Genomic DNA, 13600 nt, shown 5'->3' with positions numbered 1-13600 from the left:
GTGCGCACAGCCCGCTGGACCGCCCTCGCCGCCCTGGCCGCCCTGGCGCTCGCCGCGTGCGCCCCGACCGACGACGACGCGGGGGCCGCGCCGAGCGACGGCAGCCTCGCGACGGTGACGGACGGGGTGCTCACGATCGCCACCTCCGACCCCGCCTACGAGCCCTGGGTCGTGGACAACGACCCGACCAGCGGCAAGGGCTTCGAGTCCGCCGTGGCCTACGCCGTCGCGGACCAGCTGGGCTTCGACAAGGACCACGTGAAGTGGACGGTCGCCAGCTTCGACCAGATCATCGCGCCGGGCGCCAAGAAGTTCGACTTCGCGGTCAACCAGGTGTCCATCAGCGACGAGCGCAAGGCCAACCTGGACTTCTCGTCGCCGTACTACACGACCTCGCAGGCCGTCGTGACGCTCGAGGGATCGCCCGGAGCGGGCGCGAAGACCCTGGCGGACCTCAAGGCCCTGAAGATCGGTGCCATGGTGGGCACGACGAGCCTCACGGCCGCCCAGGAGGCCATCGACCCGACCACGCCGGTGTCGCCGTTCAACGACAACGACCAGGTCAAGCAGGCCCTGACGTCGGGCCTCGTGGACGCGATCGTCGTCGACCTGCCGACCGCGCTCTACATCACCTCGGCCGAGCTGGACGGCGGGATCATCGTCGGCACCCTGCCGGACAGCGCGGGCGGCGACCAGTTCGGCCTGGTGCTCGACAAGGGCAGCGCGCTGACCAAGCCGGTCACGGAGGCCGTCGACGCCCTGGACGCCGACGGCACGCTCGGTGACCTCGAGGCGCAGTGGCTGACCGACGCCGCGGGTGCTCCGGTCCTCCAGTGATCCTCCCGTGAGCTCGTCGGTGGGCTTCGTGCCCTCGGAGCGCCAGCAGGAACGGGACGCCTACCGTCAGGCCCGCACCCGCCGGTCCACGGCCGTGGCCGCCGTCTCGACGGTCGCGCTCGTCGCGATCGCGGTCCTCGCGCTCACGTCGTCACCGGGATGGCCGCGGGTCAAGGCGTCGTTCTTCGACTGGGACGTCGCGACCGCGTCCTTCCCGGCGATCCTGCGGGGCCTGTGGCTGAACATCCGCGTCATGGCGGTGAGCGCGGTCTTCATCGTGATCTTCGCGATGATCCTCGCGCTCGCGCGTACCCTGCGCGGCCCGGTGTTCTACCCGATCCGCGCGCTGGCCACCGGCTACGTCGACGTGTTCCGGGGCCTTCCGCTCATCCTCGTGCTGCTCCTCGTCGGTTTCGGCCTGCCCGGGCTCCGCCTGCAGGGGATCCCCACGTCGGCGGTCGTCCTCGGCGGGCTCGCCCTGGTGCTCACGTACTCGGCGTACGTGGCCGAGGTGTTCCGCGCCGGCATCGAGTCGATCCACCCGTCGCAGGTGGCCGCCGCGCGCTCCCTCGGGCTCACGCACGCGCAGGCGATGCGGCACGTGGTGCTCCCCCAGGCCGTGCGCCGCGTGATCCCGCCGCTGCTCAACGACCTGGTCGCGCTGTCCAAGGACTCGGGCCTCATCTCGATCCTCGGCGCCATCGACGCGGTGCGCGCCGCGCAGATCGAGACGGCGCGCTACGCCAACTTCACGCCGTACGTCGTGGCCGGGGTGCTGTTCGTCGCTCTGACCATCCCGCTCACTCGGTTCACGGACGCGTTCGCGAAGCGCTCCGGCTGGGTGGGGTCGCAGGGTGCGCTGGCCGGCGGCGGGGCGATGCGGTGACGCCCGGGCGGATGCGCGACCCGATGCCGGGCAAGCCCCTGCAGCTGGGAGCGCCGCTGCTGTCGGTGCACGGCGTCCGCAAGGCGTTCGGCGACCACGTGGTCCTCGACGACCTCTCGCTCGACGTGCAGGCGCACAAGGTCGTCGTCCTGATCGGCGCCTCGGGGTCCGGCAAGTCCACGCTCCTGCGGTGCATCGACCTGCTCGAGGAGATCGACGACGGCGTCATCGAGCTCGAGGGGCAGGACATCACCGACCCGCGGCTCGACGCCAACGTGGTGCGCGCCCGCATCGGCATGGTGTTCCAGGCGTACAACCTGTTCCCGCACCTTCGCGTGATCGACAACGTCACGCTCGCGCCGCGGCTGGTGCACAAGACGTCGCGCGAGCAGGCAAAGGCCGAGGCGCTCGCCGTCCTCGAGCGGGTCGGCCTGGCGAGCAAGGCCCAGGCGTTTCCCGACGAGCTCTCCGGCGGTCAGCAGCAGCGCGTCGCGATCGCGCGCGCCCTCGTCGGCAAGCCCGCCGTGATGCTGCTCGACGAGGTGACCAGCGCGCTCGACCCGGAGCTCGTCGGCGAGGTCCTGTCCCTGCTCGCCGAGCTCAAGCAGACCGGCCTGACCATGGTCGTCGCGACGCACGAGATGGCGTTCGCGCGCGAGGTGGCCGACGAGGTCTGCTTCCTGCACGAGGGCCGTGTGCACGAGCGCGGCACGCCCGAGCAGGTGCTCGGCGACCCGCAGCAGGAGCGCACGCGCGAGTTCCTGCGCCGCATCACCGGCCCCTGAACGACAACGTCCGAGCAGATGCAGGCCCTGACCTGCCTCTGCTCGGACGTTGCGGGTGGTTCTCTCAGGCGCGGCCGAGCGAGACCGACACCATCTCGTCGCGCGGGACCAGCTTCACGCGCTCGCGGCCGTGCGGCTCGCCCAGCGAGCGCTCGTAGGCGTCGAGGAGCTCCCAGCCCTGCCACGTGATGACGTCGACCCCGCGGCCGTGCAGGAACTCGGTGACGGCCTCGGGCTCGCGGTCGGTGGCCGTGTAGAAGCCCTCGCCGCCCTCGGCCACGTCCTCGCCCAGGTGTCGGATGGTCTCCGACGCGTCCGACTTGGTGTGCCCGATCAGCCCGACCGGACCGCGCTTGATCCAGCCCGTGGCGTAGACGCCCGGCAGGTGCTCGCCGTCGACGTCGACCACGCGGCCCTCGCGGTTGGGGATCACGCCCGCGACGTCGTCGAACGGGATGTCGACCAGCGGCGAGCCGAAGTAGCCGACCGCGCGGTACACGGCCTCGACCGGCCAGTCGTGCGTCTGGCCCGTGCCGGTGACGTTGCCGTCGCCGTTCAGCGCGGTGCGCTCGGTGCGGATGCCGACGACGTGCCCGTCCTCGCCGAGGATCTCGACCGGCTTGTGCAGGAAGTGCAGGTGGATGCGCCGGCTCGCGGTGTTCTCCTCCGGCTCCTTCAGCGTCCAGTCGGTGAGGGTCTTGACGACCTGCTTGGTCTGGTTCGAGGAGTGGATGGCGGCCATCGAGCCCTCGTCGAAGTCGAAGTCCTCGGGGTAGACGATGACGTCGACGTCGGGGACGTGGCCGAGCTCGCGCAGCTCCAGCGGGGAGAACTTCACCTGGGCCGGACCGCGGCGGGCGAAGACGTGCACGTCGGTGACCGGCGAGGCCTTGAGGATGTCGTAGACGTTGCCCGGCAGCTCGGTGGGCAGCAGGTCGTCGGCGTGCTTGGCCAGGATGCGGGCCACGTCGAGCGCCACGTTGCCGGCGCCGAGGACGGCGACGTGCTGGGCGTTCAGCGGCCACGTGCGCGGGACGTCCGGGTGGCCGTCGTACCAGGACACGAAGTCCGCGGCACCGTAAGAGCCCTCGAGGTCGATGCCCGGGACCGGCAGGGACGCGTCGCGGATGGAGCCCGTGGAGAAGATGACGGCGTCGTAGAACTGGCGCAGGTCGTCCAGCTTGAGGTCCGTGCCGTAGTCGACGTTGGCCAGGAGGCGGATGTCACCGCGCTCCAGCACCTTGTGCAGCGCGACGATGATCTGCTTGATGCGCGGGTGGTCCGGCGCGACGCCGTAGCGGACGAGGCCGAACGGCGCGGGCAGGCGCTCGAAGAGGTCGATGCTGACGTCGAGGTCGGTCTTCGACAGGATGTCGGCGGCGTAGATGCCGGCCGGTCCTGCGCCGACGACGGCCACTCGCAGAGTCGGGGTGCTCACGGGACGCGGGTGCCTTCCGATCAGGGGAGCCCTGCGGGCTGGTGCGTCCTGCCGGTTACCGGCAAGAGCCAGGCACGACCGACGGCACCGTGCAGGACTGTGCTCGCGACCAGTGTAGGACCGGCGGTGAGGCGACCCTTCGTCGGACGCCAGCATCTGGACACGCGTGAGACGGACGAAGGGGCGCAGGCACCGGGACCTAGGCTCGCCCCGTGCCCGACTCCCCCACCGCCGCGCGCCCGTCTGCCGCACTGCGCAGCACCTCCCCCGAGGCCCCGCTCGACCGCCTCGGCCTCGCCGCCGGCATCGGCGCGTACGTGCTCTGGGGCGTGCTGCCCCTGTACTTCCCGCTGCTGCAGCCGGCGGGCGCCGTCGAGATCATCGCGAACCGCGTCGTCTGGTCGCTGCTGTTCTGCATCCTGCTGCTGGGCGTCACCCGCACGTGGGGCGCGTTCGTCGCCGCGCTGCGGCACCGGCGCACGCTCGGGTTGCTCTCGATCGCGGCCGTCCTGCTCGCCGTCAACTGGCTCGTGTTCGTGTTCGGCATCCTCACCGACCGTGTGGTCGACGCCGCGCTCGGGTACTACATCAACCCCCTGGTCACGGTGACGCTCGCGGTGGTCGTGCTGCGCGAGCGGCTGCGCCTGGTCCAGTGGGTGGCCCTCGGCTTCGGCGCCGCCGCCGTCGTCGTCATCACCGCCGGCTACGGGCAGCTGCCGTGGATCGCCCTGGCCCTCGCGCTCAGCTTTGGGTTCTACGGCCTCATCAAGAACCGGGTCGGCCGCAGCGTCGGCGCCGTGCCGGGCCTCGCCGTCGAGACGCTCGTGCTGGCCCCGCTCGCGGCCGGCTACCTGGTCTGGATCAACGCGACGGGGACCGGGACGTTCGCCACCGAGGGCGCCGGCCACGCGCTGATCCTCGTCTCGTCGGGCGTCGTCACTGCCATCCCCCTGCTGTTCTTCAACTCCGCCGCCCGACGGCTGCCGCTGTCGATGCTCGGGCTGCTGCAGTACATCGCGCCGACCCTGCAGCTCATCATCGGCGTCGTCGTGCTGGGCGAGCAGATGCCCGCCGCGCGGTGGTGGGGGTTCGGGCTCGTCTGGGTGGCGCTCGCGCTCCTGACCGTCGACGGCGTCCGCAACGGGCGCGCCCAGCGCCTGGGGCGCCGCGCGGCCGAGGTCAGCGCCGGCTGAGCGTCGCGTCGACGACGATCGCCGTGACGTTGTCCCGGCCGCCGGCCGCCAGGGCCGCGCTGACCAGCCGGTCCGCCGCGGCCTGGGCGGCGTCCTCGGCGCGCAGCTCTGCCTGGATGCGCGCGTCCGACAGCTCGTCGGTGAGCCCGTCGGAGCACACGAGCATCCGGTCCCCGGGACTCACGGGCAGCAGCCAGACGTCGGGCTCGACCTGCGAGGCGCCGCCGCCGAGAACCCGCGTGACCACGTTTCGCCTCGGGTGCATCCTCGCCTCGTCCGCGGTCAGCAGACCCTCGGCGACGAGCTCCGCCACCTCCGAGTGGTCCGTGGTGACCTGCTCGAGGACGCCGCCGGCCATCCGGTACGTCCGCGAGTCGCCGACGTTGAGCACCAGCCAGCACGGGGTGTCGCCGTGCACCGTGAGCACGACGCCCGTCGCCGTGGTGCCCGGGCGGCGACCGGTCGAGGAGGGCAGCGCCCGCACGGCGGCGTGGGCGGCCTCCACGGCGCGCCGGACGTCGTCGGTGGTCCGCGCCGCGCCGCCGAGCTCCTTGAGCACGCCGATCGCCGTCGCGCTGGCCACCTCGCCGGCGTCGTGCCCGCCCATGCCGTCGGCCACCATGTAGACACCGTCGACGGCCCAGACGCTGTCCTCGTTCTGCAGGCGCCGCGCCTGCGCGGTGGCCACCCCGACCTCGAGCGTGACGCGGTCGTCGATCATCGGGAGACCGGGCGGCGTCGACGGTCCCCCACCACGCGCGCCCCGAGTGCCGTCAGGGCCACCGCCGTGAGTCCGCCGAGCACCCACCACGCCGCGGCACTCCGTGGGGCGGCGAGCGGCGACACCTCGACCGACGTGTCGATCACCTGCGCGGGCGCCACCTGGGCGGCCGGGCGCGCGTTCACCGGGCTGTCCGGCCCGCGGGCGGAGCCGTCGTCGACGAAGTTGAGCGCCGACGCCGGCCGCACCAGTCCCCAGCCGACGAGGTCGTCCCGCTCGGCCGGGTGCTCCCGCGCCGCCGTGACCTCGAGCCGGTACGCCCACTGCGCCGGCGACTCGTCGGGGTGCTGCTCCGCCAGCAGCGCGGCGGCCGCGCTCACGTACGCCGTCGCGTAGCTGCTCGACGCCTCGACCCCGAGCATGCAGTCCCCGCCGCCGGGCAGGGTGGTCAGCACGTTGGTCCCAGGCGCGGCGACATCGACGTGCGGCCCGTGGATCGAGTCCTCGGTGGCGTTGCCGTCCACGTCCACGGCCGTCACGGCCAGCGCGTCCGGGTACGCGGCCGGGTAGTGCGGGACGTCGGCCTTGTCGTCGGCCGTAGCGCGGTTGCCCGCGCTCGCGACCACGAGCGAGCCGGCCGCGGTCGCCTGCTCGACGGCCGAGCGCAGGACCGGGTCGTCGACGGTCGTGCTCATGGAGACGTTGATGACGCGGGCGCCCCGCTCGGCGGCCGCAAGGATGCCGGCGGCCATCCGGCCCGCGTCGGGCGCGACGCCGTCCCGCGTCGCCTGATCGTCGTCCGAGTAGTAGACGCGGACGGGCAGGATCGTCGCGTCCGGCGCGAGGCCGACGACCCCGGAGCCCTCGATCGTGCGGGCGGCGATCTCGCCGGCGACCGCCGTGCCGTGCCCGAAGACGTCCGTGCGGCCCGTCGTCTCGGTCGCTACGCCGACGACGTCGACGCCCGGCACGACGGCCGTGCTCAGGTGCGGGTTGCTCGAGTCGACGCCGGAGTCGACCACCGCCACCAGCACGCCGGCCCCGGTGGCCGTGGTCCAGGCGAGGTCCGCGGAGAGCCGGTCGAGGGCGGGCGGGCGCTGGTCGATCAGCACCGGATGGTCGAGCTCGCACGCGGTGCCTGCGGCCAGCGCGGGCGATCCCAGCGCGACGAGGCCTACGGCGACCAGCACCGCCGCCACGCCACCCGCCAGACCCTTGATCATGCGCCGGCCGGGCTCACCTGCGTCGCGGCGGCGTCCTCGGTGAGCGCGGGCCCCGCCGGCAGGAGCGCGGTCCACGCCGGGGGCACCCGCGTGACGTGCGAGGGCGTGTAGCCGAGCCTGGCCAGCACCTCGTCGCTCGCGTCCGGCACCGGGAACGCCGAGCCGCTCTCGTCCACCAGCAGCACGCCGCCCGCGCCCGCGTCGGTCGTGGCCGCCCGGACCAGGGCACCGCCGGCGGGGGCGACGAGGACGCCGGCGGCGGCGTCGGGGTCGGCCGCCGTGGTGACCAGGTCCACGTGCGTCTCGGCGCCGGTGGTCAGGCGCGCGCACGCCGACCGGTCGGCCGGCACGGGCACCGGTGCGGTCTGGGGCCAGTCGGCGGGCGCGGCGGACTCGGTCGCCGTGCGGACGTCCGCCATGTCGGCGGCGCTCGCCCGCACGACCGCGGCGTCCTGCCCGGAGCCCAGCTCGTACAGCGGGAGGGCCAGGTCGCCCAGCGGCGCGAGGTCCCCGGCCTGGTTCACGACGTAGCGCTTCGTGTCGGTGCCGACGCCCGAGACCTCGACGACCGTGCCGATCACGGTGTCGAGCGGCAGGCCGGACGTCGACGGCACCTGCTTGCCGGCGTCGGGCACGGTCACCGGCTCGAGGTCGGTGCCCGCGGGGAAGAGGTTGAGCCAGCCGGCCGGAGCCGGGACCGGAGTCACGGTGTCCAGGCCGAGGGCGCGGAGCACCGCCGACCGGACCTCCAGCGGGATCAGGTACCGCAGGCCACCGGCGACGACGTAGACGTCGTCGTCGTCGTCGACCGAGACCAGCACACCCGGGGCGGGGCCCGAGGCCACCGGCGGGGCGGTCGCGGCGTCGTCGGCCCCGTCCCCGTCGACGTCGACCGGCAGGTCCACGCCGAGGGTGGTGCGCGCGCCGTCGGGCACCAGGCACGAGAGCCAGCCCGTGGCGACCAGCCGGTCCTCGGCGGGCGGGGCGTCGGGGGCGCCCGCGATGCCGATCGCGGCGCCCCGAGGCGTGTCGGCGATGTCGTCCTCGGACACCTGCACCACGTGGAAGCTCGACGACGGGACGACGAGGCGAGCGCTCGTCGTGTTGAGCACCGGGTAGAGCGTGCCCTTGACCGCGACGTACCGCGTGCCGACGTTCTTGACGACCACGAGCGAGCTGTCGTCCCAGCCGTCCGGGAGCGTCGGCTTGAGCAGGCCGTACGCGAGGCTGCCGAGCACCAGGATCACGGTGAGCAGGATGCCCGCGACGACGCCGCGCATCGGCTTGGTGGGCTCGAGCTCCTGCCCGGCCGGCGCGCCGCTGACGAACGCGGTGAGGAGCCGACGGCGGCTGTAGGTCTGCGCCTCGACGAGGTCACGCTTGGACGCCATCGGCCGCTCAGACCAACCCTGCAGCGGCGACGCCGAGCGGCAGCAGGACGGCCAGGCAGGTCACCTCGAGGACGTCGCCCGCCCGCGCGAGGCCGACCCTCTGGCGCGGGGCCACCAGGCCGACCCCCACGACCACAGCCGCACCGGCGCCCGCGAGCGCGACCAGCGCGCCCCGCCAGGACGGGTGCAGCACGGCGGCCTCGAACACGGTCGCCGCCATCCCGACGATCCCCGCGGAGACCACCAGCAGGACGTCGAGCCGCGAGTACGACTGCCGGCTCGACAGCAGCACGCCGGCGAAGCCGACGAGCAGCAGGACCGTGCCGACGACGCCCAGGGCGACCACCGCGGGGGTGGCCGCGAGCGCGAACAGGCCCACGGCGACCCGCAGCGAGACCTGCAGGCGGTGCCCGCTCTCGAGCTGCCGACGCACGCGCTCGGGGTCGACGGGGGGCGGGTCGAGCAGGATCTCCGCCTCGGTCCGCGCGCTGACCACGCGCAGAGGGGTGCTGGACAGCGCGAGCCACGGCACGCCGATGCTGGCGGTGACGACGATCGCGACGACGACCGCGAGCACCTCTCCTGCGGCGGCGTCGGTGAGCGCGACGGTCGCCCCGCTGACCGCGAGCGCGAGCCCGAGCACCACGGGACCGGCGGCGAGCTCGCGTCGGTCGACCAACGCGGGCATCCCGACGAGGCCGGCGACCACGAGCCCGACGCCCGCCCACACCGCAGGCCAGCCCCAGCCCGGCGCGGACGTGCCCACGGTCAGGCCGGCGACCCCACCCAGGACGGCGGCGGCCAGGACGAGGATGCGCCCGGTGGCGGGTTCCCGACCGACGCGCCCGACGACTGCTCCGCAGGCGAGCGCGAGCACCGCGCCTGCCGCCGCGACGACCGGCGGCATGGCCGCGGCCGGGTCCGCGCCGACGAGCAGGGCGGCCGCGACGAGCACGAGCGCCACGGCGCCCCACGCCGCGCCCAGCGCGCTGTCACGCGACGTCCAGGGCTGGTACTGCGACTCGACGGCATCGGCCACGGCCTCGACGACGTCGTCGTACACACGCACCTCGGGCTTGCGGGCGCCCGACTCGAGCGTGAGCACCGCGCCGTCCTCGACGCCCGCGGCCAGCAGGCTCCGCGCGGAGTCGACGGGCTCGCCGTCGGCGCGCACCAGGCGGTAGCCCCCGTAGACCGACCCGGCGTCGAGCACGCCCAGCGTCCGCGCGAGGCCGGGGACGATCTCGGCGGCCGCGACGTTGCCCGGGACCCCGAGGTCGACCCGGCGGTCCCCGGCGGTCACGGAGACCCGCAGGAGGGTGCCGACGGGCGTCGGGGACGAGCTCGGATCGGTCATCGGCGTCCTTCGTGTGCGTCGGCGGGCGCCGATCCGCGAGAGGTCGTCGGTCAGCATAACCAGTGGCGTCCGGCCCGGCCGTCGCTACCCACGGACCCGCCTCCACTGGCTTCCACGCCCTCCACCGGCCGGGTGAACGCTGTCCACAGGCCGTCGCCCGAGGCGACGAGCGGTGTCCGTTTCGGCTAAGGTCCAGTCGGTTCCGTGAGGAATATCCTCCGGTTCCGGCACCGCCCGAACCGGGGGTGTCCCAAGGTTCGGCCCCGGGTCGTTGTCGGGGCCGCGTGCAGGGGAGGTGTCATGGCAGCAGAAGTCTCCGCAGCAGATGGTGCGCTCAAGCAGGGCGCGGACGTCGTCGCCCGTTCCCGTGGGGAGCTGCAGCGCGAGCTGAGCTCGCTGGAGGGCAAGCTGGCCGGCATCGGGTCGCACTGGCAGGGCCAGGGCGCCGTCGCGTTCAACCAGCTGATGACGCGCTGGCGTGAGGACGCCACGAAGATCGTCTCGGCGCTCAACGAGTTCGAGTCCAACCTCGTCTCGTCCCAGTCCACCTACACCGCGTCCGACGACGCCCAGCAGTCGGTGTTCTCCCGGCTGTCGGGTCGCCTCGGCTGAACGACGAGGAGCTGACGATGAGCGACCTGAAGGTCAACTTCGGTGGCCTGGCCACCGCCGCCGCCGACATCCAGGCCGGCGCCCGCCAGATCGAGGCCCGCCTGGCCGACATGGACTCCTCGCTGCAGCCGCTGCGCGCGAACTGGTCCGGCGAGGCGGCCTCGTCCTACGAGGCCTCGCGCGCCAAGTGGACCGCCGCGATCGAGGACATGAAGGCGCTGCTCGCCGACGTCGGGCGTGCCGTGTCGACCTCGGGCGAGGACTACCAGTCCACCGAGAAGTCGAACGCCTCGCGCTGGTGAGCCGGCCGCCGGTCCGCTGACGGACCGGCATCCGCACGACCCGTGGCGGTCGCGCACCCCCGAGAGGTGGTGCGCGGCCGTCGCGCTCAGCATCGCTGCAGGACGGTCAGGGGGTACGCATGGGCACCGACCCAGGCACGCAGACGAAAGGTTCCACGGTGGCCGCAGGGGACATCCAGCTCGAACGCGAGGTCGTGAAGGCGCGCCTCGAGACACTCGTGCACCTGCAGGAGTACGTGTCGATGCTGCGCAGCTCCCTGCACGACCTGCGCGCCCGCCAGACCACCGGCACGTGGTCGACGGCCGGGCAGACGCAGCAGTTCGTCAACGCCTACCGCGGGCAGCTGACCTCCCTCGACACCGAGCTGCGGCTGATCCACCAGCAGATGGCCGACTACCACGCGACCCTGCAGTCGAACATGTCCAGCCTGGTCAGCACCGACGAGGACGTCCAGGCGCGCCTCATGCAGGTCGCCCAGCGCCTCAACGCCTCCCCGAACGGCGCCACGGCGCCTCCGGGCACCCCTTCATCGGTGCCCGCGCCCACGAGTGCGGCGCCGCGCGAGCACGGCGTCGGATGAGGCTGCCCGCACGGGCCGTCGCCGCCACCGCACTCCTGCTCGGCCTGGTGTCCGCCACGGCGTCCGGCGCGCTCGCCGCCGACGACCCGATCCGTGAGCAGGGCCTCTGGTACTACAACCAGACCGGCATGGCCGACATCCACCAGCGCACCACCGGCACGGGGATCACGGTCGCCGTCATCGACGGGCCGATCAACCCGCAGTCCGCCGACCTGGCCGGCACCGACGTCACCACGCACGAGCCCGCGTTCTGCGCCGAGGCCGAGGGCGGTCCGCCGATCGCGACGGTCACCACGTCGGCGGCGGCGGAGCACGCCACGGCGATGTCGACGATCCTGCTCGGCACGGGCACGGGAGCCGGTGGGCAGCCCGGCACGCTCGGCATCGCGCCCGGCGCCCGCGTGCTGCACTACGTGGCAACCACCGGCGTGCAGGTCGCGGACGACGGCTCCACCGCACCCTGCCTCGCCCCGGCGGGCCTGCAGGGCAGCGCCCTGCGGCAGGCCGTCGACGACGGCGCGAAGATCATCAGCATGTCGATCACGGACGACAACCTCGACTGGGCCGACGTCGCCTACGCCCAGCATCACGGCGCGATCGTCGTGGCCGCCGCCCCGCACGACGGAGCGACCGGCCTGCTGCCGCCCGCATCAGGCAACGGCGTCGTGTCCGTCGAGTCGATCGGCCCGGACGGGCAGCTCGCGCCCGAGAACAACACCGACCCCCGCCTCACGGTCACGGCACCGGGCGAGTACTACGCCATGCTCGTCGCGGAGGAGGACTGGACCGTCTACCGGTACACCACCGGGTCCTCGAACGCGACGGCGTTCACGTCCGGCGCCCTCGCGCTCGTCTGGTCCGCCTACCCGACGGCGACCGCGAACCAGATGATCCAGACCCTCGTCCGCAACACCGACCCGACGGATCACGAGCTGGGGCGCGACGACGCGTGGGGCTACGGCGCGGTGAACGTCCGCCACATGCTCGAGCACGACCCGACCACGTACCCCGACGAGAACCCGCTGCTCACCGACGACCCCAGCGTCCAGCCGAGCATCACCGAGATCACGGGCACCACCACGGCGGACCCCACGCCGGCGGCCACGCCGTCCACACCGCCCGCAGACCCCGAGAGCGACGCCGAGGGCGGCACCTCGACGCTGCTGGTCGTCGGCGGGATCCTGGTCCTGCTCGTCATCGCCGGGATCGTCGTCGGAGTGGTCGTCGCCCGACGACGTACGGGATCCGCACCACCGTCCGCCTGAGCCTCGCCGGCCCGGCCGGCACCCCTGAGACCCGCAAGCACAGCAGGAGGGAACCGAGATGGGACAGCACGCCGACGACCTGAGCGCGTCACTGGACGCCGAGGTCGGTTCGCTGCACGACGACACCGACCAGCTCGGCCTGATCAGCAACGCGGTGAGCACCTACGCCCAGTCGCTCCGTTCGATGGCGACCGACCTGGGCATCGGCGGCGACACCGCCGACGTGGCCGGCCAGTCCTTCGCGGCCCTGGCCACGGCCATCGTCAACACCGCCGACCGCTTCGACGGCGTCGCATCGTCCGCGGCCACGGCCCGGGCGGCGATCCTGCAGGCACGCGAGGACTACCGCGCGCTGCCCGACGGCGAGCTCAGCGGCGCCGAGCAGGCCGCGCTGACGGTCGGCGGCACCATCGCGCTCCCGGGGATCGGCACCGTGGCGGCGAGCATCGCGGGCAGCATCTGGTCGAACCAGCGTGAGGAGGAGCGGGAGAAGGCGGCCCAGAAGGCGATCGCCACGCTCAACGCGTCGCTCCAGGCGGCCAGCAGCAGCTTCCCCCCGGCTACGCACCTGCCCGACGGCCCGACCGACGGCGGTCAGAGCCAGGAGGACGGCAAGGGCGAGCGGGTGGGCGGCACCCCTGTCCAGAGCGCGCCCTCGCTGGGCGGCCACGCCCCGTCCGCACCCGGCGGCTCCGGCAGCACGCCGACGTTGGGGTCGACGGCGGGCGTCATCGTGCCGCCGACGATCGGCCGACCTCCGGTCACCGTGATCCATCCCCCGACCGGCACCACGCCGACGGACCCGAGGCCGCCCGTCGTCGACCCCAAGCCACCCGTGACGCCGCCCGGCCCGCGGACCGACACGACGCCCGACGGCGACCTCGACGGCACYGTGCCCGGCACCGATCCCGGCAGCCTGGGGCACGGCAACGGGCCGCACGGCGGCGGCGTGGGCGTGGGCGGCAGCGCGGCCGGTGGCGGCGCGCTCGCCGGTGGCCTCGCCGTCGGC

14 protein-coding genes are annotated in these 13600 nt (G+C 73.7%); 9 read left to right on the top strand and 5 right to left on the bottom strand.

Going from position 1 to position 13600, the window contains the following annotated elements:
- From AC1DYZ_RS15140 to AC1DYZ_RS15130, 3 genes are read left to right on the top strand one after another with little or no spacing between them, the layout of a single operon-like run.
- Entirely contained in the window at positions 1 to 837 is an 837-nt protein-coding gene (locus tag AC1DYZ_RS15140) for an ABC transporter substrate-binding protein (protein ID WP_477066013.1), read from the top strand.
- Positions 838 to 844: 7 nt separating this feature from the next.
- Complete coding sequence (locus tag AC1DYZ_RS15135) at positions 845 to 1723, top strand: amino acid ABC transporter permease (RefSeq protein ID WP_477066012.1); 879 nt, start codon at positions 845 to 847, stop codon at positions 1721 to 1723.
- Between the two features lie 11 nt (positions 1724 to 1734).
- Positions 1735 to 2508, top strand: coding sequence for an amino acid ABC transporter ATP-binding protein (locus AC1DYZ_RS15130; RefSeq protein ID WP_477066011.1), 774 nt, complete (start codon positions 1735 to 1737; stop codon positions 2506 to 2508).
- Between the two features lie 64 nt (positions 2509 to 2572).
- On the opposite strand, the gene AC1DYZ_RS15125 is transcribed toward AC1DYZ_RS15130, so the two are convergent.
- Positions 2573 to 3946: an FAD-dependent oxidoreductase gene (locus tag AC1DYZ_RS15125; protein WP_477066010.1), complete on the bottom strand. Its 1374-nt coding sequence runs from the start codon at positions 3944 to 3946 to the stop codon at positions 2573 to 2575.
- A gap of 212 nt (positions 3947 to 4158) precedes the next feature.
- On the opposite strand from AC1DYZ_RS15125, the gene rarD reads away from it, so the two are divergent.
- Entirely contained in the window at positions 4159 to 5139 is a 981-nt protein-coding gene (gene rarD, locus AC1DYZ_RS15120; RefSeq protein WP_477066009.1) for an EamA family transporter RarD, read from the top strand.
- Here the strand turns inward: rarD and AC1DYZ_RS15115 are convergent.
- Genes AC1DYZ_RS15115 through eccD form a run of 4 tightly spaced genes read right to left on the bottom strand, consistent with a single transcriptional unit; the run spans position 5126 to position 9831 of the window.
- On the bottom strand, positions 5126 to 5860 hold the full coding sequence (locus AC1DYZ_RS15115) for a PP2C family protein-serine/threonine phosphatase (RefSeq protein ID WP_477066008.1): 735 nt from the start codon (positions 5858 to 5860) through the stop codon (positions 5126 to 5128). The two genes, rarD and AC1DYZ_RS15115, sit on opposite strands and share 14 nt — an antisense overlap.
- A complete protein-coding gene (locus AC1DYZ_RS15110) occupies positions 5857 to 7083 on the bottom strand; it encodes a S8 family serine peptidase (RefSeq protein WP_477066007.1) in 1227 nt (408 codons plus the stop codon). Before AC1DYZ_RS15110 ends, AC1DYZ_RS15115 begins: the two co-directional genes overlap by 4 nt.
- Positions 7080 to 8474, bottom strand: coding sequence for a type VII secretion protein EccB (gene eccB, locus AC1DYZ_RS15105; protein ID WP_477066006.1), 1395 nt, complete (start codon positions 8472 to 8474; stop codon positions 7080 to 7082). Before eccB ends, AC1DYZ_RS15110 begins: the two co-directional genes overlap by 4 nt.
- A gap of 7 nt (positions 8475 to 8481) precedes the next feature.
- Positions 8482 to 9831, bottom strand: a complete 1350-nt coding sequence (gene eccD / locus AC1DYZ_RS15100) for a type VII secretion integral membrane protein EccD (RefSeq protein WP_477066005.1) — start codon at positions 9829 to 9831, stop codon at positions 8482 to 8484.
- A gap of 300 nt (positions 9832 to 10131) precedes the next feature.
- Between eccD and AC1DYZ_RS15095 the strand changes: the two genes are divergently transcribed.
- The 5 genes from AC1DYZ_RS15095 to AC1DYZ_RS15075 form a co-directional block, all read left to right on the top strand.
- Entirely contained in the window at positions 10132 to 10443 is a 312-nt protein-coding gene (locus AC1DYZ_RS15095) for a WXG100 family type VII secretion target (protein WP_456826244.1), read from the top strand.
- A gap of 17 nt (positions 10444 to 10460) precedes the next feature.
- Positions 10461 to 10745, top strand: coding sequence for a WXG100 family type VII secretion target (locus tag AC1DYZ_RS15090; RefSeq protein WP_477052909.1), 285 nt, complete (start codon positions 10461 to 10463; stop codon positions 10743 to 10745).
- 158 nt (positions 10746 to 10903) lie between these two features.
- On the top strand, positions 10904 to 11326 hold the full coding sequence (locus tag AC1DYZ_RS15085; protein WP_477066004.1) for a hypothetical protein: 423 nt from the start codon (positions 10904 to 10906) through the stop codon (positions 11324 to 11326).
- Positions 11323 to 12591 carry a S8 family peptidase gene (locus AC1DYZ_RS15080; protein WP_477066003.1) on the top strand — a complete coding sequence of 423 codons (1269 nt, stop codon included), beginning with the start codon at positions 11323 to 11325 and terminating at the stop codon, positions 12589 to 12591. The genes AC1DYZ_RS15085 and AC1DYZ_RS15080 overlap by 4 nt, the downstream gene beginning before the upstream one ends.
- Positions 12592 to 12649: 58 nt before the next feature.
- Positions 12650 to 13600: hypothetical protein (locus AC1DYZ_RS15075; protein WP_477066002.1), on the top strand; the 951-nt coding region annotated here is incomplete at its 3' end.

It is taken from the genome of Cellulomonas sp. P1_C4 (assembly GCF_056406355.1).
This window is presented reverse-complemented; position numbering and strand designations above follow the sequence as displayed.